This window comes from Vineibacter terrae, from assembly GCF_008039615.1.
Taxonomy (GTDB): domain Bacteria; phylum Pseudomonadota; class Alphaproteobacteria; order Reyranellales; family Reyranellaceae; genus Vineibacter; species Vineibacter terrae.
In genome coordinates this window covers 93839-115958 of sequence record NZ_VDUZ01000014.1, presented here as the reverse complement: position 1 = coordinate 115958, position 22120 = coordinate 93839, and the positions used below count along the sequence as shown (strand labels likewise).

At 68.7% G+C, this 22120-nt stretch carries 20 protein-coding genes; 14 read left to right on the top strand and 6 right to left on the bottom strand.

Annotated features, from left to right (window positions below; all coding sequences use genetic code 11):
• Positions 1 to 36: 36 nt before the first annotated feature.
• On the bottom strand, positions 37 to 738 hold the full coding sequence (locus FHP25_RS14440; RefSeq protein ID WP_147847643.1) for an aspartate dehydrogenase domain-containing protein: 702 nt from the start codon (positions 736 to 738) through the stop codon (positions 37 to 39).
• Between the two features lie 57 nt (positions 739 to 795).
• On the opposite strand from FHP25_RS14440, the gene FHP25_RS14435 reads away from it, so the two are divergent.
• From FHP25_RS14435 to FHP25_RS40800, 8 genes are all read left to right on the top strand, one after another.
• Positions 796 to 1551, top strand: coding sequence for an ABC transporter ATP-binding protein (locus FHP25_RS14435; protein ID WP_231712323.1), 756 nt, complete (start codon positions 796 to 798; stop codon positions 1549 to 1551).
• Positions 1552 to 1761: 210 nt separating this feature from the next.
• The gene (locus FHP25_RS14430; protein WP_147847641.1) at positions 1762 to 2490 is read left to right on the top strand and encodes an ABC transporter ATP-binding protein; all 729 of its coding nucleotides are present in this window, start codon (positions 1762 to 1764) and stop codon (positions 2488 to 2490) included.
• The gene (locus FHP25_RS14425) at positions 2487 to 3380 is read left to right on the top strand and encodes a branched-chain amino acid ABC transporter permease (RefSeq protein ID WP_147847640.1); all 894 of its coding nucleotides are present in this window, start codon (positions 2487 to 2489) and stop codon (positions 3378 to 3380) included. The genes FHP25_RS14430 and FHP25_RS14425 overlap by 4 nt, the downstream gene beginning before the upstream one ends.
• Positions 3377 to 4336, top strand: a complete 960-nt coding sequence (locus FHP25_RS14420) for a branched-chain amino acid ABC transporter permease (protein WP_147847639.1) — start codon at positions 3377 to 3379, stop codon at positions 4334 to 4336. Before FHP25_RS14425 ends, FHP25_RS14420 begins: the two co-directional genes overlap by 4 nt.
• A 152-nt stretch (positions 4337 to 4488) precedes the next feature.
• Positions 4489 to 5766, top strand: coding sequence for an ABC transporter substrate-binding protein (locus tag FHP25_RS14415; RefSeq protein WP_147847638.1), 1278 nt, complete (start codon positions 4489 to 4491; stop codon positions 5764 to 5766).
• Positions 5767 to 5907: 141 nt separating this feature from the next.
• Positions 5908 to 6957, top strand: a complete 1050-nt coding sequence (locus FHP25_RS14410) for an aldo/keto reductase (protein ID WP_218578378.1) — start codon at positions 5908 to 5910, stop codon at positions 6955 to 6957.
• Positions 6958 to 7020: 63 nt separating this feature from the next.
• Positions 7021 to 7368: a TIGR04076 family protein gene (locus FHP25_RS14405; protein ID WP_147847636.1), complete on the top strand. Its 348-nt coding sequence runs from the start codon at positions 7021 to 7023 to the stop codon at positions 7366 to 7368.
• Between the two features lie 86 nt (positions 7369 to 7454).
• The gene (locus FHP25_RS40800; protein ID WP_178133535.1) at positions 7455 to 7604 is read left to right on the top strand and encodes a hypothetical protein; all 150 of its coding nucleotides are present in this window, start codon (positions 7455 to 7457) and stop codon (positions 7602 to 7604) included.
• A gap of 103 nt (positions 7605 to 7707) precedes the next feature.
• Here FHP25_RS40800 and FHP25_RS14400 read toward each other — a convergent pair whose 3' ends face one another.
• Positions 7708 to 10884 carry a bifunctional cytochrome P450/NADPH--P450 reductase gene (locus FHP25_RS14400; RefSeq protein ID WP_147847635.1) on the bottom strand — a complete coding sequence of 1059 codons (3177 nt, stop codon included), beginning with the start codon at positions 10882 to 10884 and terminating at the stop codon, positions 7708 to 7710.
• A gap of 214 nt (positions 10885 to 11098) precedes the next feature.
• Here FHP25_RS14400 and FHP25_RS14395 point away from each other — a divergent pair, with 214 nt between their 5' ends.
• Positions 11099 to 12523, top strand: a complete 1425-nt coding sequence (locus FHP25_RS14395; protein ID WP_178133534.1) for a WS/DGAT/MGAT family O-acyltransferase — start codon at positions 11099 to 11101, stop codon at positions 12521 to 12523.
• Positions 12524 to 12646: 123 nt separating this feature from the next.
• Positions 12647 to 13414, top strand: coding sequence for an esterase/lipase family protein (locus FHP25_RS14390; protein WP_147847633.1), 768 nt, complete (start codon positions 12647 to 12649; stop codon positions 13412 to 13414).
• A 174-nt stretch (positions 13415 to 13588) separates the two neighbouring features.
• On the opposite strand, the gene FHP25_RS14385 is transcribed toward FHP25_RS14390, so the two are convergent.
• Positions 13589 to 14869, bottom strand: a complete 1281-nt coding sequence (locus tag FHP25_RS14385; protein ID WP_218578377.1) for a DUF445 domain-containing protein — start codon at positions 14867 to 14869, stop codon at positions 13589 to 13591.
• 201 nt (positions 14870 to 15070) lie between these two features.
• On the opposite strand from FHP25_RS14385, the gene FHP25_RS14380 reads away from it, so the two are divergent.
• Entirely contained in the window at positions 15071 to 15517 is a 447-nt protein-coding gene (locus tag FHP25_RS14380; protein ID WP_178133533.1) for a phasin family protein, read from the top strand.
• A 65-nt stretch (positions 15518 to 15582) separates the two neighbouring features.
• Here the strand turns inward: FHP25_RS14380 and amrB are convergent, their stop codons facing one another.
• A complete protein-coding gene (gene amrB / locus FHP25_RS14375) occupies positions 15583 to 16359 on the bottom strand; it encodes an AmmeMemoRadiSam system protein B (RefSeq protein WP_147847630.1) in 777 nt (258 codons plus the stop codon).
• A gap of 93 nt (positions 16360 to 16452) precedes the next feature.
• Here amrB and amrS point away from each other — a divergent pair, with 93 nt between their 5' ends.
• Positions 16453 to 17547 (top strand): AmmeMemoRadiSam system radical SAM enzyme, encoded by a 1095-nt coding sequence (gene amrS, locus FHP25_RS14370; protein ID WP_147847629.1) that lies wholly within the window; start codon positions 16453 to 16455, stop codon positions 17545 to 17547.
• Between the two features lie 103 nt (positions 17548 to 17650).
• Here the strand turns inward: amrS and FHP25_RS14365 are convergent, their stop codons facing one another.
• Positions 17651 to 18379: a nitroreductase gene (locus tag FHP25_RS14365; protein WP_147847628.1), complete on the bottom strand. Its 729-nt coding sequence runs from the start codon at positions 18377 to 18379 to the stop codon at positions 17651 to 17653.
• Positions 18380 to 18500: 121 nt separating this feature from the next.
• Positions 18501 to 19379 (bottom strand): alpha/beta hydrolase, encoded by an 879-nt coding sequence (locus FHP25_RS14360; RefSeq protein WP_147847627.1) that lies wholly within the window; start codon positions 19377 to 19379, stop codon positions 18501 to 18503.
• 223 nt (positions 19380 to 19602) lie between these two features.
• Here FHP25_RS14360 and FHP25_RS14355 point away from each other — a divergent pair, with 223 nt between their 5' ends.
• Together FHP25_RS14355 and FHP25_RS14350 are read left to right on the top strand one after the other, a co-directional pair.
• Positions 19603 to 21297: a class I adenylate-forming enzyme family protein gene (locus FHP25_RS14355; protein ID WP_147847682.1), complete on the top strand. Its 1695-nt coding sequence runs from the start codon at positions 19603 to 19605 to the stop codon at positions 21295 to 21297.
• Positions 21298 to 21322: 25 nt separating this feature from the next.
• Complete coding sequence (locus tag FHP25_RS14350) at positions 21323 to 22108, top strand: SDR family NAD(P)-dependent oxidoreductase (protein WP_147847626.1); 786 nt, start codon at positions 21323 to 21325, stop codon at positions 22106 to 22108.
• The last annotated feature ends 12 nt before the right edge of the window (positions 22109 to 22120 follow it).

Here is a 22120-nt window from a genome sequence, read left to right as displayed (position 1 = left end):
ATGCCCTGGCCTTCGCGGGGAGAAGGTATGCAGCAGCTACACCCCGACCTGCAGCGGGCTCTCCAGCCCGCGCAGCGCGGCCAGCACGCTGAGCGCGATGTTGCGCGAGACCTCTGGGTGATCTGGGCTTGGGCGATGGGAAAGCCGGGCCGACAGCACCGCGGTGTCGGTCTCGACGTCGAGCTCGACGGTGGGACCCTCGACCGTCTCGTCGCGCCGCACCTCGACCGGGTAATCATCGACACCCAGCGCCAGCGCGGCTGCGACGAAGTTGTTGGCATGGCCGGGAAAGCGCCGTGCCGCATCCCGTGCCGTGCCCCGGTAGTCGTCGACCTCGCCTGGGGCATGGATGGCGGGCAGGCTCAGGCAGGCCTTCACGCTGCGAAGTTCATGGAAGGCCAGCGCCTTCAGCGCGTCCAGCGCCAGGGTCGCGCCGGACGGCACGATGATGCGGCCGCCGAGCCGGTCCAGCCCCGGCTCCCGCCACAGGCCGGAGACGCTGGTCACCACCAGGGTCTTGCCGCAGGGCAGGACCGCCCGGGCCAGCCCGGGCACGACATCGGCCGCCGCCGCCTCGACCACGATGTCGGCGGCGTCCAACGCGGCCATGCGCGCGGCCTCGGGCGTGGCACGGCGGACGCGGCCGGCCAGTGTCAGGGCGGGGATGGTGCCGGCGTCGAGCGCGTCGGCGATCACACCGCCGATGCGGCCGAGGCCGACCAGGGCGACTATGGGCATGACTCTGCGATTATCCTATAGGATTGCGGCGCTGTTTTCTTCTATATGACGCGCGTCATGCTGGAGACGCAGAACGTCACGGTGTCGTTCGGCGCTCTTCGGGCGGTGGACGGCGTCAGCCTATCCATTCCAGTCGACGCCATTGCGGCGCTGATCGGCCCCAACGGCGCCGGCAAGACCACGCTTTTCAATGCGCTGGCGGGTGCGATCCGGCCCGATTCGGGCACGATCCGCTTCGCCGGCACCCGCATCGACGGCCTCAAGCCACACCGCGTCTTCGAGCTCGGCATCGCCCGCACCTTCCAGATCCCGCGACCCTTCGCCGAGCTGTCGGTGATCGAGAACCTGATGACGGTGCCGCCGCGGCAGGCCGGCGAGACATTCTGGCGCAACTGGCTGACGCCGGGCCGGGTGCGGGCCGAGGAAGCGCGCCTGCGCGACAAGGCCGAGGAGATCCTGGACTTCGTCGCTCTGCGGAAGCTGGCCCTGGCGCCGGCGCGCACGCTGTCGGGCGGCCAGCTCAAGCTGCTGGAGCTGGGCCGCGCGCTGATGGCCGATCCGCGCTACATCCTGCTCGACGAGCCGGCAGCCGGCGTCAACGCGGTGCTGCTGGAGACCATCGTCGAGCGCATCCGGGCGCTGAACGCACGCGGCATCGGCTTCCTGGTGATCGAGCACAATATCGACCTGGTGACCCGCCTGTGCCACCCGATCGTGGTGATGGCGCAGGGCCAGGTCGTGGTGGTCGGCGACGCCGACACCGTGCGCGCCGACCAGCGCGTGATTGACGCCTATCTGGGGGACATGCCGTGAGGGGTAGGTTCCGCGATGTGTCCCTTCTCCCCGCGAAAGTGGCAAGGCATTCGCATATGGCCTCGCTGTCATCCCGAGCGCCAGCGAGGGATCTCCTGCGGCAAGGCGCACCGTGCGCAATTCGCGGGAGATCCCTCGCTGCGCTCGGGATGACGGTAGGGGCATATGCGAATGCCCCGGCGAAGGCGGGGAGAAGGGTATGAGGCATCCATGACCACCCCGCTCCTCGAGATCCGCGACCTGGTGGCGGGGTACCACCGCGATCTGCCGATCGTGACCGGGGCGTCGCTGTCGGTGGCGGCGGCCGAGGTGGTGGCGCTGCTGGGGCCCAACGGCGCCGGCAAGTCGACCTTGATGAAGGCCGTCAGCGGCCTGGTGCTGGTGATGGGCGGCTCGATCCGGCTCGACGGCACGGAGCTGGTGGGCATGCCCACGCACCAGGCCATCGCCGCCGGCATCGGCTACGTGCCGCAGGTGCAGAACGTGTTCGTGACGCTCACCATAGAGGAGAACCTGCGCGCCGGCGGCTTCGCCGCGCCGCGCACGGTGCGGGCGCGCATCGCCGAGGCCTATGAGCGGTTCCCGATGCTGGCCCAGAAGCGGCGCAACCTCGGCGGCGAGCTGTCAGGCGGACAGCGCCAGGTGCTGGCCATCGCGCGCGCCCTGATGACGCAGCCGCGCCTGCTGCTGCTGGACGAGCCCAGCGCCGGGCTGTCGCCCAAGGCGGCGCAGGAGGTGTTCGCCGCGGTGCGCGGCATCGCCGCCGGCGGCGTGGGCGTGCTGATGGTGGAGCAGAACGTGAAGGCCGGCCTCGCCGCCTCGGATCGCGGCATCGTGCTGGTGCAGGGCCGGCCGGTGCTCGACGGCCCGGCTGCATCCCTGGCCGGCGACCCGCGCCTGCCGCGCGCCTTCCTCGGTGAGCAGGTCTTCGCGGCATGATCGCCCAGCTCGTCATCGATGGCCTGCTGACCGGCGCCGTGATCGCGCTGGGCGCGATCGGCATCACGCTCGGGCTGGCCATCCTGCGCTTCGCCAATTTCGGCTACGCCGAGCTGATGACCGTGGGCGGCTATGCGGCGCTGACGGCGGTGCTCGCCTATGGCGGCACCGGCGCGCCGCTGGGGCCGTTCTCGTTCGGCGGCTTCCTGGCCGTGGCGCTGGCCGTCGGGCTGGTCGTGACCGCGCTCGTGGCCGTGGCCTCCGATGTCGTCGTCTTCCGCCCGCTGCGCCGCCGCGGCGCCGGGCCGCTGGTGCTGATCTTCGCCTCGTTCGGGCTGGCGCTGGTGCTGCGCCATGTCGTGCTGCTGATCTTCGGCACCCAGCCCGAGTACTACAGCCGCGAGATCCAGATGGCCGTGCTGCTGCCGGGCGATGTGCGGGTGATGCCCGACCAGCTGCTGGTGCTGGCGATCACGGTGCTGGCGCTGGTGGCGCTGTGGTGGCTGCTGAACCACACCCGGATGGGCCTGGCGATGCGCGCCGTGGCCGAGAACACGCCGCTGGCGCGGGCCTGCGCCATCGACCCCGAGATGGCGATCCGCTGGACCTGGATCGTCAGCGGCGCCCTGGGCGCCCTGGCCGGGACGCTGTTCGGACTGACGGTGCAGCTGCGGCCCGAGATGGGCGCCAATTTGCTGCTGCCGTTGTTCACCGCCGCCGTGCTGGGCGGTGTCGGCAGCATCCCCGGCGCGGTGATCGGCGGCCTGCTCGTGGGCCTGGCCGAGAACCTGTCGGTGCTGGTGCTGCCCACCAGCTACAAGGCGACGGTGCCGTTCCTGATCATGCTGGCCTGCTTCCTGCTGCGGCCCAAGGGGCTGTTCGGCAAATGATGGGAACCCTCTCCTATCTCGTGTTCTTCGTCACCGTGGCCTCGCTGTTCGCGATCGCCACGCTGGGGCTCAACCTGCAATGGGGGTTCTCCGGCCAGTTCAACGCCGGCGTGGTCGGGTTCATGGCCATCGGCGCCTACACCTACGCGGCCCTGACCGCGCCGGCGCAGCATGAGCATGTCGGGGGCCTGGACTGGCCGGTGATCGCGGCCCTGGTGGCGGCGATGGCGGTGACCGCGCTGGTGGCGCTGGCCATCGGCCTCGTCACCATCCGGCTGCGCACCGACTACCTGGCGCTGGCGACGTTCGGCATCGCCGCCGCCATCAACCACCTGGCGCTGAATCTGGAGGGCATCACCGGCGGCGGGCGCGGCATCGCCGGCATCGCCAAGCCGTTCGCCGACCTGCCGCCGCTCTGGTTCGGGCTCGCCTTCCTGGCCCTGGCAGCCGGCGCCCTGCTGGCCGTCTACCTGCTGCTGGAACGCCTGGTGCGCTCGCCCTGGGGCCGCGCGCTGCGCGCCGTGCGCGAGGACGAGGTGGCCGCGGCGGCCTTGGGCAAGGACGTCGACCGCATGCGGCTCACTGCCTTCGTGATCGGCGCGGCGCCGATGGGCCTGTCGGGCGCGCTGTATGCGGCCTTCATCGGCTATGTCAGCCCCTACGATTTCCTGGCGATCCTGACGTTCCAGATCTGGGCGATGCTGATCGTGGGCGGCAGCGGCAACAACGCCGGCGCGGTGCTGGGCTCGTTCGTGGTGTGGGCGCTGTGGAGCTTGTCGGGCATCGTGGTCGTGCTGATCGTGCCGACCAAGCTGCAGGTGCAGGGCGGCGCCATCCAGGCCATCCTGATCGGCCTGCTGCTGGTCGCCATGCTCATTTTTCGGCCGCGCGGCCTGATGGGCGAACGGCTACACTCCTCGCCGCTGCTGCGCGACGATGCGGCGGTGCGACATTGACGGAGGCACGGAGTTCCTGCTGGGAGCGCGCCACTCCAGTGGTGCACCGGCGCGCAGCGCCGGATCATGACCAACACCGGGGAAATGCCGGCCCTTCGGGCCAGTGCGCCACTGGAGAGGCGCGCTCCCGGCACGTATTGGGGGAGACACAGATGAAGACCAGATTCATGCTCGCGGCCGCGAGCGCGCTCGGGCTGATGCTGGCGGGCAATGCGGCCATGGCGCAGGGCGCCGCGCCGTCCTGCCCGATCAAGCTCGGCGCCATCATTCCGCTGACCGGGCCGCAAGGGCCGATCGGCAAGCCGATCGCCGACACTGCCCAGCTGGCGGTCGAGCACGTCAATGCCGCCGGTGGCGTCAAGGGCTGCCCGATCGAGATGGTGCTGCGCGACGATACCGGCCAGCCGACCCTGGGCGTGGACGCGGCGCGCTACCTGGTGGACGTGCAGAAGGTGCCGGCGATCGTCGGCGTCGTCGGCTCGGGCATCGCCACCGCCATCGTGAGCGCCGTCACGACATCGGCCAAGGTGCCGATGGTGTCTTGCTGCGCCGTCACGCCCACGCTCACCCGCCTGTCGGAGGAAGGCAAGACCGGCGGCTATTTCTTCCGCACCATCCCGACCAGCCGGGTGTTCGCGGTGGCGCATGCCGTGGCCGCGACCGACCGCGGCTACAAGAACCCGGTGGTGATCTACGTCAACAACGACTTCGGCTCGGCCCTGCTGCGCGACCTGGAAAAGGCCATCGGCACCCTGGGCGGCAAGATCGCCGGCGCGATCCCCTACAACGAGAACCAGCCCAGCTACCGCACCGAGGTCAACCAGGCCCTGGCGCTGAAGGGCGACGCGCTCATCCTGATTGCCTTCTCGCAGGATGGCGCGACCTTGGCGCGCGAATGGATCTCGCTGGGCGGCACGCAGAACCTCGTGCTGCACAACACGCTGCGCTCGCAGGACTTCATCAGCGCCGTCGGCGCCCGCTTCCTCACCAAGGCGGCCGGGATCGACAACGCGCAAGTGGCCGGCGCCTCGGTCGATGCCTTCAACGCTGGCTTCAAGGCCAAGTTCAACCGCGACCCGGTCGGCCCCGGCCTGCACACCGTCTATGACTCCGCGGTCGTGACGGCGCTGGCGATGCAGCAGGCCGCGACCCTGGACGGCACCGCGATCCGAGATGCGCTGCGCCAGGTCCAGGATCCGGCCGGCGAGGTGGTCGTGCCGGGCGTCGAGGGCATCAAGAAGAGCCTGGAAGCCATCAAGGCCGGCCGCAAGGTGCGCTATGTCGGCGCCACCGGTCCGTTCACGTTCGACAAGAACGGCGATGTCACCGGCCCGGCGCTGGTGTGGAAGGTCGAGGACGGCAAGCTGGTCACCGACAAGGTGATCGACCTCGAGCAGATGACGGCACTGTTCAAGCGCATCGGGTACTGAGCGCCTGACCGATCCCAGCAGCCTTCATGGTGAGCTTGTCGAACCATGAAGGCATCGCACCGACCGTCGTGCGACGCTTCATGGTTCGACAAGCTCACCATGAAGCGTTTTCAACTTCCAGGCAGATACTGAGGCATGGGCATGGTCGAACGCATTGAGCTGGCCCCGGGCTACGCGGCCTCGCGGATCATCAAGGGCAACTGGCAGCTGGCCGAGCGGCACGGGCCGCCGGTCGAGCGCCAGGCGGCGCTGGACGGCATGCGCCGCTTCGTCGAGGCCGGCTTCGATACGTTCGACTGCGCCGACCACTATGTCGGCGTCGAGGAGCTGATCGGCGACTTCCGCACGGCGCATCCCGATCTGGCGCAACGGCTGAAGGTCCATACCAAGGTGGTGCCGGACCGCGACGTGCTGCCGAGGATCAAGCGCGCCGACATCGAGTTCCTGATCGACCGGGCGCGCCAGCGCCTGCGCATGGACTGCCTCGACCTGGTGCAGTTCCATTGGTGGGACTACGCCGTTGCCGGCTATGTCGAGTCGATGGGCTGGCTCGCCGACATGCAGAAGGAAGGCAAGATCCGCCTGGTCGGCACCACGAACTTCGACGTGCCGCGGCTGCGCGAGATCACCGCTGCCGGCATCAGGATCGCGTCCAACCAGCTGCAATACTCGGTGATCGACCGCCGCCCCGAGGGCGGCATGACCGCGTTCGCGCGCGAGAGCGGCATGGCGCTGCTGTGCTACGGCACGGTCGCGGGCGGCTTCCTGTCCACGCGCTGGCTGGGCGTGGCCGATCCCGCACCGCCGCTGGCCAACCGGTCCCTGGTGAAATACCGCCTGATCCTCGACGAGTTCGGCTCGTGGGACCTGTTCCAGGCGCTGCTGCGCACCCTGGACGGGATCGCGCGCGCGCACGGCACCTCGATCACGGCCGTGGCCACGCGCTGGGTGCTCGACCGCCCGGCGGCATCGGCTGCCATCGTCGGTGCACGCACCGATGCGCACCTCGCCGACCTGCTGGCTGCCGATGCGCTGCGCCTGGCCGATGCCGATCGCGCCGCGATCGACAGCGTGATCGCCCGGAGCAGCGGCCCGGCCGGTGAATGCTATGCGCTGGAACGCGAACCCGGCGGTCGCCACGCCGGCATCATGTGGACCAACCAGAACCTGAGGGGTGTCGGGGCGCGGTAGCTCCCATGTCATCCCGAGCGCAACGCGGGATGACGGTGAGCCAACCTCAAGAAGGAGCGAACAATGAGTGACGACGAATTCCAGCTCTACGACCTCAAGGTCGAGGTGGTGCACGGCGACAAGAACCGGCCGATGGTGTGCCAGCACCGCGAGGGCGACAGCTTCGTGCTGCGCGGCAGCCGTATCGAGATGGCCAGCGGCAACAGCTTCGGCATGTGGGCGATGCTGGCGGTGCTGCCGTTCCTGCCGGCCAAGCAGCGGCCCACGGTGAAGGGCGACTGGATGAGCACCGACGCCAATATCGGCTGCACCGACCCGAATTGCGGCGCGCATTTCCGTATCACGCGGCTCGAGCTGCGGTCCTACAAGCACGCCGACTTCACGAAGGTGCCGTTGAACGCTCCGGCATAGTCGGCTTCTTCGCCATCCCCGTCGGCTCGCCGCCCAACGCCAGCGCATCGCGCTGGCGCGCGCCGTCTACGGCCCACCGCGCGGTCGTGCTCGACGAGCTGAACGCGCATCTCGACCGCGACGGCGAGGCGGCGCTGAACACCACGATCCTGCAGCTCAAGCACGCAGGAACGATGTTCCGCTACCTGTTCCGCACCATCGCGGACAGCCTCGCGCGCGCATTCCGGGAGTCGTGAGGCTTTCGGACCGCGGGCGTCCACGCGCGCATCGGCGCGTGAGCGCCGACGCCTTTCGCTCTTCGCTCCGCTGCGAGCGTGGACGCCCGCGGTCCAGATAAGATCAGGCAAACACATCGGGCACGTAGCGGCCGTCGCGCTCCATCCCCGCCAGCCACAGGGTGGCTTGCTCGTCGCTGCAGCCGACGGCCTCCTTGTAGATGTCGGCCAATGTCTGGCGCGCCGCCGGCGCCATGTTGAGGCCGTCGCCGCACAGGAACACGATGGCCCCCTGCCGGAACAGCGTCCGCACCTTGTCGCGCTCCCGCCACAGCCGGTGCTGCACGAAGCTGACGTCACCGTCGGGCTGGCGGAAGAACGCCGGCAGCAAGGTGACGATGCCGTCGCGTTCCCACGCTTCCAGCTCGTCGCGGTACAGGAAATCGACATCGGGATGGTCGCAGCCGAAGAACAGCAACGCCGGCCCCGCCGCCTCGCCGGCGGCGTGCCGCAGCGCGCGCTCCTGCACGAAGCCGCGGAACGGCGCCAGGCCCGTGCCGGCGCAGATCATCACCACGGGCGTGGCGTTCGATGCCGGAGGATGGAAAGGCACGTTCGGAGTCTTGATCGCCACCGGCACCTGATCGCCCGCCTTCATGCGCGAGAGATAGCTGGAGCAGGTGCCGCGGAACTGGCCCTGACCCGACCACGCCGGGGCATCGACCAGCGCCACCGTGAGGCTGCAGCGCGTCGGCTCCAGGCGCGGCGAGGACGAGATCGAGTATTGCCGCACGCGCATCGCCGGCAGCATCTCCAGGAACTGGCCCAGATTGATCATGCAGGAAGGCCAGGCCTCGAGCAGCTCCAGCACGCTGACGCGCTTCTTCAGGATCTCGGCCTGGTAGCGGTCGGGGTCGGCGGCGATCGCGGCCAGCTCGGCCTGGTGCGGCGGACAAGGGTTGAGCGCCGCCAGCGCCTCGACATTCTTTCGGGTGGCCGGGGCCGACAGCTCGACATGACTCCCCAGCAGTTCCTGGATGGAAACCGGTCGATCCGTGGGCAGGGACGCCGCCATGGCGCCGCGCGTGGAGCGCAGCACGACAGCCGCGTCCGGACGCAAGCCCAGGCGACGCGCCGCGCGCTCGACCAGCTCGGCGTGGTTTTCCGGCAGCACGGCAAGATAGTCGCCGGCGGCGTAGGTCACACCTTCAGGCAGCGCGAACTCGAGATGCCGCTTGGAGCGACCGAACGGCGAGGCCATGTCCACCAACTCGCGGTTCTCGGCGATGGTGGCGAAGCCCAGCTTGTTCTCCTCCACGAGCTGAAGGCTGGCGGACGGCACCACCTCGACGTCGTAGAGCGGCCCGGCGGCGACCTCGACCGCCGCCACGCCCAGCAGCGCCGACAGGGCCGGCCAGAACCCGCCATACCACTTCTCGAAGTCGCCGAAGAAGTCGGCGCGCGCATCGCCTTCGCCGCGCTCCAGCCAGGCCTGTGCCCCGGCGCGGTCGAGCAACTCGGCCACCTCCTTCGGCACCGACTGGTAGGTCATCGTCCAGTCGCGGTTGCCACACCCGAACAGGGCATAGCGCACGCCCATCAGCGCGCCGTCGGGCACTCCCGCCAGCCAGGTCATGAACTTGCGCGCGTTGTCCGGCGGCTGCCCGTTATAGGAGGCCGTGACTATCGCCACAGCCCCTTCCTTGGGGAGCATGCCGGCGTGATCGTCAAGCGGCGCCACCTTCACGGCGTAGCCGCGGACCTGGCCGTCGCTGGCGATGCGGCGCGCGAACGCCTCAGAGGAGCCGGAGTTCGAGCCGTACAGAATGAGCAGCGGCGTGCCGTGCGCCGGCACAGCAGCGGCCTGCCCCACCACGGGCGACGGCAGCGGCGCCGGTCGTGTCGCCGATGTCCGCGCCACCTGCTTGCGCACGCGGGCGTAGATCCTGAGCCCCTCGGGCTTCAGGGTCAGCGTCTCCTTGACCACAAGCTTGTACGGTGCCGTGGTTCTGAGGTCGAAGCGCTGCAGCATCATGGCGATCACGAGCAGCGATTCCTGCCAGGCGAAAGCGCGCCCGATGCAGGCGCGCACGCCGTTGCCGAACGGCAGCCAGGAATGCGGCGGCATCTTCTCGCGCTTGTCGGGCGCAAAGCGATCCGGGTCGAACCGCGTCGGGTCGGGCCACACGGACGCATCGCGATGCAGCGACGGCGTCAGGACGGAGAGCACATCACCCTTCTTCAGCGGGTAGCGCCCAGCCAGCACCGTGTCGTCCTTCGCCCGCACGGCAAAGAACGGCGCCGTCGGCCACAGCCTGATCGACTCGCGCAGTACCTGATCGATGTAGGTGAGCTTCGCGATATCCTCGAAGCGCGGCACGCCGTCGCCCAGCACCGCATCGACCTCGGCGCGGGCGCGGGCCAGCGCCTCGGGATGCTCCAGCAGCAGGTGGGTGGTGAACGACAGCAGGCCGCTGGTGGTCTCGTGCCCGGCGATCAGGAAGGTCACGAGCTGGTTGCGGATATTGGCATCGTCGAGCCGGTCGCCGGAGACCGGATCCTTCGCCGTCAGCATCAGGTTGAGCAGGTCGCGCGGCGCCTCATCGAGCGCAAGCCGGCGACGCTCGGCAATGACGTCATCCGTGATCTGATGCATCAGCCGGCAGTCAGCGTCGTACTGACGCTGCGTCATCAGCATCAGCCGCGTCTGCAGCGGCACGCGGTTGGCACGGCCGCCGGCCTCGGCGAGCGCCCGCACCATGGCGTCGACAAACACGTGCATCTCGCGCTGGTAGAACGAATTGAACCGGTTGCCGAAGCCGCACAACGCGATGGTGTCGAGGGTGAGGCGGGTCATGTTGTCCGCCACGTCGATCGGCGCAGCCGGCCCGAACCGCTCCCAGCGCGTCAGCATCTGGTCGGCGATGTCGAGCATGTCGTCGAAGTAGTTGCGCATCGCTGCCGGCCCGAAGGCCGGCATCAGGATCCGGTGCGCCTTGGCCCAGTTGGGCTCGTTGCCATAGGCCGTGAACAGGCCGTCACCGGCAAAATCACGGATATGCTTCAACGAGCCATGGACGAACTTCTCGAAGCGGCTCTCGTCGCAGGCGTCGCTGACCAGCTCGACCGAGCTGAGCACCAGCAGCGTGCCGCCGCCGGGAAATGCAAGCCGATAGATCGGGCCGTGCTCGGCGGCCAGCTTCATCATGTTCTGGATCGGCACCTCGAAGCCAACATCCGGAACGTTGCCGACGATCGGGCGCACGCGCGGTTGTGGAATCTGAGCCGGTCCCCTCGACATGACGTCCTCCCTCTCTGCCACCCGTCCAGGCTGTCCTGAAACGTGCCGGACGCTCTTTATCTTGAGCCGAGATTAGGCGGATTCCCGCGCCCTGGCGAGGCGTCCCCTGAAGCGTCAGCGCACCACTTGCCATGGCGGCGCGTTACGCGGGAAGATGGCGCCAGAAAGAACAAAGACAGGCGCATGCCTGCAGGGTCCGGCGCGGGAGGACACGATGACACGGCTCGGCGGGATCGACGCCAGTTTCCTGTATTTCGAGACACCCGAAACGCCCATGCATGTCGCCGGCTTCACGCTGTTCGACCTGCCGGAGGGCTATGCCGGCAGCTTCCACGACAACTATCGGGACATGCTGGCGAGCCGGCTGCACCTGGTGCCGATCTTCAGCAAGAAGCTGGCCCCGACCCTGCTCGACATCCACCATCCGTCCTGGGTCGACGTGCCCAGGATCGACCTGTCCTACCATTTCCGGCACGTGACCTTGCCGGCGCCGGGCACGTTCGCGCAGCTCGAGGAGATGATCGCCCGGCTGCACTCGCAACCCCTCGACCGCAGCCAGCCGCTGTGGCAGTTCATCACCATCGACGGCATCGAGGGCGGCCAGGTCGCGCTCTACTCCAAGGTGCATCACGCCGCCGTCGACGGCGGCGCCGGCATGGTGATCACCAACACCATGTATGACCTCACGCCCCAGCCGCGGCAGGTCGAGCCGCCCGCCGCTGCATCGTCGCCGCCGGCCGCCGCGATCCCCAACCCGATCGGCGACCTGGTGACCAGCATGGTGCGCCTGCACCTGGACATGTGGCGGGCGGCACCGGAGACGATGGGCAACATCGCCAGCATGTTCTTCCCCAAGGTGCCGCGCGGCGCGCCGCTGTCGCAGTACCTGCCGCAGTCGCCGGTGCGCGAGCTGCCGCCCCTGGCAGCGCCCAAGACGCCGTTCAACACCACCATCACCAGCGAGCGCTCCTACGCGGCGCGGCGCTTCCCCCTGGCCGACGCCAAGGCGATCGGCAAGGCCACCGGCGGCAAGCTCAACGACGTGGTGATGACGATCTGCAGCGGTGCCCTGCGGCGCTACCTGATGGACCGCAACGCGTTGCCCGACCAGGAGCTGATCGCGTTCGTGCCGATCTCGCTGCGCGAGCTGGGCAACACCGACCTCAACAACCAGGTGTTCGGGATGATGTGCGGCCTGGCCACCACGGTGGCCGACCCGGTCGCACGGCTCAAGGCGATCAAGGCCTCGTCCACCGATGCCAAGCAGATCGCGTCGGGCTTCAAGGATGCCATGCCGCAGGACTATGCCTTCTTCGGCGCCCCGTTCCTGATCCGCGGCCTCTCCGATCTCTATGGCCGCTCGGGACTCGCCGACGTGCTGCCGATGGCCTGCAATGTCTGCATCTCCAACGTGCCGGGGCCCAGCGTGCCGCTATACGGCGCCGGCGCCAAGGTCGCCGCGCTGTTTCCCGTCTCGATCCCGACCCATGGCTGCGCCCTGAACCTGACGGTCCAGAGCTACCTGGGCAGCCTCGATTTCGGCCTCACGGCCGACCGCCGCGCCGTGCCGGACGTCGCCCGGCTGGGCGACCACCTCATGGAGGAGGCCGCGCGCCTGAAGCAGGTGGTGCTGGGATGACGGGGTTATGCCCTTGAATTCAGCGGCAGTGCGTTCATATTTGTGTAACAGCGTTGCGTTTGTGGTCTTTCCGCTACATTTTGTGGTCGATGTCGATCACACTTCCTAAGGATAGGAACGCTGATGCAAGCGGCTGCCGAGGCGGTTCAACCGCCGTCCCGAACCCTGCTCATGCTCGAAGGGCGGGCTTTCTGGGAGCTGGGTGCGTTCGCTGCGTCGCTGCCCGTCCTGAGCCAGGCACCGCGAGGTGACGGGCATCCCGTGCTGGTCCTGCCGGGGTTGATCGCCAGCGACGTGTCGACCCGTCCGCTGCGCAGCTTCCTCAACAACCACGGCTATCGGGCGCATGGCTGGGGCCTGGGCCGCAACCTGGGGCCGCGCCCCGGCGTGCAATCCCGGATGCTGGAGCGTCTGCTGGAGCTGCATCAGCGCTACGGCCGCAAGGTCAGCCTGGTCGGATGGAGCCTGGGCGGCATCTTCGCCCGCGAGCTCGCCAAGCAGGGGCCGGAAGCGGTGCGCATGGTGATCACCCTGGGCAGCCCGTTCGGCGGCCACCCCAAGGCGACGAATGCCTGGCGCGTCTACGAGATGGCGAGCGGCGAGACGATCGACGATCGCGACCATGCCTTCGTCGCGTCATTGCGCGAGACGCCGCCGGTGCCGACCACGGCGATCTACAGCCGCACCGACGGCATCTGCGCCTGGCAGAGCTGCCGCGAGCAGCCCGGCCCGCAGGCAGAGAACATCGAGGTGCCCGGCAGCCATTGCGGCCTGGGCCACAACCCGGCGGTGATCTACGCCGTGGCCGAGCGCCTGGCGCAGCCGGAGAACGATTGGCGCCCCTTCGAGCGCAGCGGCTGGCGTGCGTTCGTGTATCGCGACCCGTCGTAGGCGGCAGGGCCCGCGGCTTCCCTACCACGCCCCCTGTCATCCCGAGCGCAGCGAGGGATCTCCCGCGAATGGCGTACGGTGCGCCTTGCCGCAGGAGATCCCTCGCTGCGCTCGGGATGACGGGAGGGTCCATTTGCGGTCGCCCTCCCCGGTTCCCCGGACGACCGGCCCTGCTCACCCGACCTTCAGCGCCAGCTCCAGCGCATGGAGCGCGAGGCCGGCGCAGCCGCCGATCAGGGTGCCGTTGAATCGGATGTACTGAAGGTCCTTGCCGACATTCAGCTCGATCATCGCGATCAGCTGGCCCACCTCCCACGACTTCACCTGGTCGGCCACGAACAGCGCGATGGCGCCCTTGTGGTTCTCCACGAAGGTCTCGATGACCGAGGCGACGCCGCGGTTCACGTCGGCGCGCATCTGCGGGTCGTCCTGCAGATTGCGGCCGACCTCGATCAGGAGGTTCCGCAACGGCGCCTGGATCAGCGACTCGGCCGAGCGCGTCTCCTGCTCGATGAACGCCTTCAGGCTCTGCCAGATCCCGTCGGCAAGGTCGCGGATCTCCGTGCGCGCCAGCAGGTCGGCCTTCAGCTTGTCCAGGCGCTCGGCGTATTCGGGCGACTCGCGCAGGCGGGTGATGAAGCCGGCGATGAAGCGGTCGAACTCGCGGCGCACCGGGTGGTCCTCGTCCTTGCCGATCTCCTCCAGCAGCGACGACATCGAGCCCACCAGCTTGCGCAGCACGTAGGCATCAGCGCGGAACAGGTTGAACAGGGTCGGCAGCTCGTCCCGGATCTTGTCGCGCACGGCGTTCAGCGTCTCGGGGTTGCCCAGCAGCTGGCGCAGCGCCGCCACCAGCTCGTCGAGGATGCGCTGATGCCGGCGATCCTGGGTGAATGCCGACAGCAGGCCCGCCGCCAGCGGCGCCATCTCGACGGTCTGCAGCTGGTCGACCACACGCCGCGCCAGGAACGGCCGCAGGCCGGAGCCTTCGATCGACGACATCGCCTGCGGCAGCATCTTCAGGATGAAGCGCGCCAGGTCATCGCTGCGCTTCGGGTCGCTGAGCCATTCCGAGACCAGGCGTGCGAAGTCAACCTCCCGCAGCTTGGCGGCGACCGGCTCGGCCGCCAGAAAATGCCGCGCGATGAAGTCACCGAGGCTGTCGCCGATGCGGGCCTGGTTGCGCGAGATGATGGCCGTGTGCGGGATCGGCAGTCCCAGCGGCCGCCGGAACAGCGCCACGATCGCGTACCAGTCGGCCAGGCCGCCAACCAGCGCCGCCTCGGCGAAGGCAGCCACGAAGCCGTAGGCAGGATGGATGGCTTCCAGCGGACGTACGAGGATCAGCACCGCCAGGCACAGCACCAGCAGGCCGGCGGCCACCGCCTTGGTGCGCCGCAAGCTGCGCAGGCGCTGGACGTCGAGAACCGATGAGTCAGGAGAAATCGCAGTCATGGCATGGTCCATAGCAGGACGGTGGCGCGGCGCGCCTTACTAATGCCTTGTAATATCTTGCTTATTGCCGCTCCATGCGAGAATTATTGTGCGTCGCACAATTTATGTTGCAACGCAGCATACGAGACGCTATATCAACGCCATCCCGGGCCGCTCCTGGACGGGACCCGACCCATAGCTCATTCGAGGATGGAGACTGACATGACCGACAAGACCCCCAATCCCGGCGCCGCTGTCGCCGACGCTTTCGCCCAGATTCCCGCTGCTGCGCGTGACTTCGTCCAGCGCACCGCCGCCACCGCCAAGGATCGCGCTGCGAGCGCGCATTCCGGTGCCGAGCAGGTCGCGACCGCGCTGCAGGATGCCGTCAATGTCTCCGTGAACGGCTATGCGCTGGTCGGCCGCAGCCTTCTGCAGGGCGCCCACCAGAATGTCGAAGCCACGCTGGGCATGATCGAGAAGCTTGCCGGCGCGAAGTGCCTGGGCGACGCCATTGGCGTGCATCTCGACTTCTGGCGCGACTACGGCAAGGCCAATGTCGAGCAGGTCCGCGCCACCGCCGAGGTCGTGCGCAAGAGCTACGCCGACAGCGACAAGGCCGTGCGCGGCATCTTCAAGAAGCCGGCGCCGGAAGCCCCGGCGGCCTGACCGTCTCGAAACCGGAACTGCCCAGAAAAGCCCGCGTCAGCGGGCTTTTCGCGTTGTCTGGTCCGTCAATGCAACCGCCAGGCGCCGTAGCCGACGACCCGGTTGCGATCGCCGGCCATGTCGCCGGAGTTGCAGAGCGCGAGGCGCTGCGCGCGCAGCCCGCGACGGCCGGCCTCGATGAGCAGGCCGGCAATCGGCAGACAGCCGCAGGCGTCGTCCGGCCCCAGGGCGGCCCAGTCCCCATGCTCGATCGCCATGGCCGTGGCACGATCGCGGAGCCGAGCCGTGTCGTAGTCGTGATAGTGCGACAGGTCGGAGCTGACGACGATCACCGTCTTCGCGTCACCCCAGAGACGGCCCAGCGTTTCGGCAACCGCTTGTGGGGGAACATCGCCGACGAGCAGCGGCACGATGGTGAAGGATCCCAGCACGCGTTGCAGGAACGGCAGCTCGACCTCGAGCGCGTGCTCGGGCGCGTGCGCGGCGTCGTCGCGCTGCACCAGCGGCAGATCGGCGAGCGCGGCGTGGTCCACCCGGACGCGCCCCAGCGGCGTCTCGAACACGTCCACGGTCGGCGCTGCCATGCTGCGCAGCCAGGCATGATGTGCTGGTCCGATCAGCACGACCCGCGTGATCGCCGCGGCACCCGCCGCCAGCGTCGCGAAGGCCGCCGCGGCTGCGGCGCCGGAGTAGATGTAACCGGCATGCGGCGCGATCACGGCCTTGGGTGGCGGCGATTCGGCAGGGGCCACGGCAGCCAGCAGCGCGTCGAGATCAGCCTGCAGCCGGCGTGGCTCGCGCGGGTAGAACAGACCGGCGACCGCCGGTGAGCGAACGGTCATGATGGCCTCCCGCTTGCCCGCTGGCCTCGCCGCGCGGGCGAAGTGTGGCTATTATAGCGCAAATCTTTCCCTCAATCCGTGGTCCCTTGCGCCATGCAGGCAGAGACCGTCGAGGGCATGCCGGGCCGCTACTGGCATCGGATCGACGACGGACGCATCCAGTGCGATCTGTGCCCGCGCTGCTGCCGCTTGCACGACGGCCAGCGCGGCCTGTGCTTCGTGCGCGCGCGGGCCGGCGAGCAGATGGTGCTGACGACCTACGGCCGGTCGTCGGGCTTCTGCATCGACCCGATCGAGAAGAAGCCGCTCAATCACTTTCTGCCTGGGACGCCGGTGCTGTCATTCGGGACCGCCGGCTGCAATCTCACCTGCAAGTTCTGCCAGAACTGGGACATCTCCAAGGCCCGCGCGCTCGACCGGCTCCAGGACATCGCCTCGCCCGAGGCGATCGCCGACTCAGCCGTGCGCAGCGGCTGCCGCTCGGTGGCTTTCACCTACAACGATCCGGTGATCTTCCTCGAATACGCCGTGGACGCGGCACAGGCCTGCCACGCGCGCGGCGTGAAGACCGTCGCGGTGAGCGCCGGCTATATCTGCGCCGAGCCGCGCGTCGAGCTGTTCAGGCACATGGATGCCGCCAACATCGACCTCAAGGGCTTCACCGAGAGCTTCTACCGCAACCTGTGCTCGGCCAGGCTGGCACCGGTGCTGGAGACGCTGGAGTACCTGCGTCACGAGACCCCGGTCTGGTTCGAGATCACGACGCTGCTGATCCCGGGTGAGAACGACTCGGCCGCCGAAATCGAGGCGCTCAGCCGTTGGGTCATGGAGCGGCTCGGTCCGGACGTGCCGCTGCACTTCACCGCCTTTCATCCGGACTGGAAGATGCTCGACAAGGCACCCACCCCGCCAACGACTCTGCACATGGCGAGACGGATCGCGCGCGGGATCGGGCTGCGCCATGTCTACACCGGCAACATCCACGATCCCGAGGGCCAGAGCACGTACTGCCATGGCTGCGGTGCACGAATCATCGGCCGCGACTGGCACGACCTGACGGCCTGGCATGTGACCGCGGACGGCAGTTGCGCCTTTTGCCGAACACGTTGTCCCGGGGTCTTCGAAACCGGGCACGGCACCTGGGGGCGCCGTCGCCGCGGCCTGGCGGTGCAAGAGATCGGGCCATAGTGCCCTGCCATCCCGAGCGCAGCGAGGGATCTCCCGCGAATGGCGCACTGTGCGTCTTGCGCAGGAGATCCCTCGCTTCGCTCGGGATGACAGCTTGTATGATTCAGCTATCGACCCACGTGACGGCTTCGGCGACGGCCGCCCGCCTGGTTCGGAAGCCGTTGGCCGGATGCGCCGTGTCCTCGTAGCCGAACGAGATGCCGCAGACGACGAGCCGGTCGTCGCCGATGCCGAAATGACTGCGCACGAACTTCGATTGCGAGGCGAGCGCCGCCTGCGCGATCGTCGCGACGCCGAGGCTGCGCGCCGCCAGCATGAAATTGCTGACATAGGCGCCGCAATCCACGGCGCCATAGACGCCCAGCGCCTCGTCCGAGGTGATGATGGCCACGTGCGGCGCGCCGAACAGCCGGAAGTTTTCCAAGCCCTGACGCCCCGAGGCTTCGCGGTCACCGCGCTTGATGCCGACGCTGTCATAGAGCTGGAAGCCGCATTCGCGACGACGCGCGAGGCAGGCGCCGCGATATTCGCGTGGGAACGGAATATCGGCATCGGCGGGGTTCGAGGTCGCATGCCGGTAGATGGCATCGCGGAAGCGGTCCGTCGCGGCGCCCGACGTGATCACCACCTGCCACGGCTGCGCGTTGCACCAGGAGGCCGTGCGCTGCGCCAGCTCCAGGATGCGTGTGATGGTAGCCTGCGGCACCGACTGAGGCAGGAACCCGCGGCAGCTGTAACGTTGCGCGAGCAGGTCGGCGAGGACGCCGTCCGCCGATCGGCCGGTGTCATCGACCTGGGGTGCAGCCGCACGCGGCGGCGATCCGTCATTCATCCTGCGATCTCCGTGTCACACCTGGCGCAGCACGCGCGATATGCATGGAACCTAGGTCGTCGCCCCGATCAAAGCGAGGACCCGCAGCAGGCCTGTCTCGCGCAGCGGCATGCAGGGCGATTCAGGCCGACCTCGCGAGATGGGGCTCGACGAAAGCGCCGATGCGCTTGATCGAGGCGCGGGCGATATCCAGGCGCGGCCAGAACCAGTGCCAGACATGGGGCGTGCCGTCGGTGAGCTCCAGCGTCACGTCGACACCGGCCTGCTGCGCCGCTTCCGCCAGGCGCGTCGCATCCGAGACCAGCGCCTCGGATACGCTGGCATGGATCAGCATCGGCGGCAGGCCGTGCAGGTCGGCGAAGATCGGCGAAGCAAGCGGATCGGTCGCCGCCGACGACCCCAGATAGGCGCGGGCGTAGGCGGCGATCTCGTCGTACCGGACCAGGGGATCGCCGGCAGCGGCGCGCGCCACGGGCGAGTCGGGCGTGAAGTTCAGGTCCACCCAGGGCGAGAGGCAGACGGCAGCTCCCGGCAACGCCAGGCCGGCTTCGCGCGCCGCCAGCACGGTCGAGACGGCCAGGCCGCCGCCCGCCGAATCGCCGGCAACGACGATGCGATCGGCCGAGGTCTCGCCCAGCAAGGTGCGGTAGGCCGCCAGCGCATCATCGACGGCCGCCGGGAACGGATGCTCGGGCGCCAGGCGATAGTCCGGCAGCAGCACATTGGCGCGCGCCGCGACACCGATCGCCGCCGCCAGGTGGCGGTGCGAGCGCGGCGAGCCGATGCCGTAGCCGCCGCCATGGAGATACAAAAGCCACCGGCCTTTCTCGGCATCACGGACCGCGATGCGTTCGTCGCGCGCGTCGGAGGCCTGCAGCGTGGCTCCTTCCGGCAGGGGAAAGGCCTTCTCGGCGCGGTCATAGGCCTTGCGGCGATCGGTGATCGAGGCCTCCACGGGCAACTGGGCCAGAAAGGCCATCAACCGTTCCAGATCACTCATGAGCGCATCTCCCCATCCTGCCTGGTGCCGCCGCTACACGGCAAAACCGCTCTCGATGAATTCGTCGCAACTCTGCGCGCCGCCTGCACGATGAGTCAACGCGCTTTCTAATTTACGTTAGGAATTGCCGCTGGCATTTTCGCGCGCCAACGCGGCAAGAAACCCTTGCGGTATTTTTCTAATCTGAAATAGAATATTCCAAACGATGGAGAGGAACCGTCCCTTGCTCGACGCGATGGAGCAAAGACGCGCCGCCCTGGCGGCACGCCACCCGACATGGAATCCCACGACGCTCGACGCGATCCTGGCGGCCACGGCGGCACGTCACGCCGACAGGCCCCTGGTGCTGAGCGATGACGCGACGCTGACCTACCGCGACGTGATGGCGCGCGCCGATGCGCTGGCACGCGGCCTTCGCCTCGAAGGCGTGCGCGCCGGCGACCGCGTGGCGCTGGTGATGGCCAACCACCCCGACTTCGTGCCGCTGGTCTTCGCGATCTGGCGGCTGGGCGCGGCCGCGATCCCGGTGAACTTCCTCTTCAAGGCGCGCGAGCTGGCCTATGTCGTGGGCCAGTCCGAATGCCGGGTGGTCATCACCATGGCCGCGTTCCGCGGCCTCGACTACCTGGCCGCGTTCGACGAGATCGCGCCGGGATGGCGGGAAGGACAGTCCACCGCCTTCCCGCATCTGCGTTCCGTCATCGTCCATGGCGGCGAGGACGGCGCGGCATCCTCGTACACGGCGTTGCTGGCGCGCGGCCAGGCCGACACCACGACGCTGCCGCCAAACCCGGCCGACCCGCTCGACCCCGCCGTGGTGATGTACACATCGGGCACCACGGGCCTGCCCAAGGGCGTCATCCAGACCCACGACAACCTGGCGCGCTCGGCCTATGCCGGGGCGTATCACCAGGCCTTCGAGGACGGTCGCCGCACGCTGTTCGCGCTGCCGCTTTATCATGCCTTCGCCCTGGTCGAGGGCCTGCTGGCGGCGCTGTTCGTCGGCGGCGCGATCATCCCGCAGCTCATCTTCGATGCGACCGCCATGCTCGCCGGGATCGAGCGGCATCGCGCCACCTACCTGATGGCAGTGCCGACGATGAGCGTCGCGCTGGTCGAGCATCCCGACATCGGGCGCTACGATTTGTCGTCCCTCGAAGCCATCCTGTCGGCCGCCGCGCCCACGCCGGTGCGCATCTGGCAGCAGATCAAGGATCGGCTGGGCATCCGCGAGGTCTTCACCGGCTATGGCATGACCGAAGTCGGCGCCGCGACGACCCTCACCGCGCCGAACGACGACCTGTCGGTCGTCGCCCAGACCGTGGGACGGCTGATGGATGCGGGCGCCGCCGGCATCGCCGAGCGTGATGGCGTGCTTGCCGAATACAAGACGGTCGATCCGCTCACCGGCGAGGATCTGCCGGCCGGCAGCGTGGGCGAGCTGTGCTCGCGCGGCCCGACTTCCACATCCGGCTACTTCGCCAAGCCCGCCGAGACGGCGGCACTGTTCCTGCCCGGCGGCTGGGTGCGGTCCGGTGATCTCGGCCGGGTGCGGCCCGACGGCTATCTCGAGCTCACCGGCCGCTCGAAGGAGCTGTACAAATCGGGCGGCGAGCTGGTCTCGCCCAAGGAGGTCGAGGACCTGCTGACCGGCCATCCGGCGGTGGCGCAGGCCTTCGCGGTCGGCGTGCCGGACGATCGCTGGGGCGAGATCGGCTGCGCCTGGATCGTGCTGTCGCCGGGCGCCACCGTCACCGCCGACGCGCTGATCAATCTCGCGCGCGAGCGCCTGGCACGCTTCAAGGTGCCCAAGCACGTGCTGTTCCTCGATGCGGCGGAGCTTCCCACCACGCCCACGGGCAAGGTGCAGAAGTTCCGCCTCGTCGAGATGGCGCGGCAGCGTCTGCAGCCGGCGTAGACATCGAACACTCGGGAGAAGAGCCATGGATCTCGGTCTGGCCGGCAAGGTCGTCATCGTCACGGGCGGTGCGTCGAACATCGGACGCGCCATCTCGCAGGAGTTCGCGCGCGAGGGTGCGGTCGTGGCGATCCTCGACCGCGATGCGGCGCAGACCCGCAAGACCGTCGGCGAGATCAAGGATGCCGGTGGACAGGCGACCGGCTACGATCTCGATGTGTCCGACGTCGATGCAACGGCAGCCTCCGTCGCCGCCGTCGAGCGCGAACTGGGCGAAGTCGATGTCCTGGTCAACAATGTCGGCTGGAACGGCAAGGCCGAGTTCTTCCTCAATCTGACGCCTGAGCGCTGGCAGAAGGCGTTCCAGCTCAACCTGTTCTCGACGCTGAACGTGACGCACGCGGTGCTGCCGCGCATGGTGGAGCGGCGGCGCGGCGCCGTGGTCTCGATCGCCAGCGACGCCGCGTTCGGCGAGTTCCGCATGGCCGACTACGGCGCCATGAAGGCCGGCGTGCTGGCCTTCACGCGCACCATCGCCAAGGAATATGGCCGCTACGGCATCCGCGCCAACGCCGTCGCGCCGGGCCTGGTGATCCCGCCGCCCGAGGCTGTCGGCGAGGGCAGCCTGTGGAGCATCGATATCGGCATGGGGCCGAAGGAAGTGCAGAACATCGAGTCGGGCATCCCGCTGCGCCGGCGCTCCGAGGCCGTCGACATCGCCTGGTCGGTGCTGTTCTTCGCCTCCGACCGCGCGCGCCAGCTCACGGGGCAGGTCGTAAGCGTGTCCGGCGGCTTCGCGATGCCCCGCTAACCCCAACCAGGA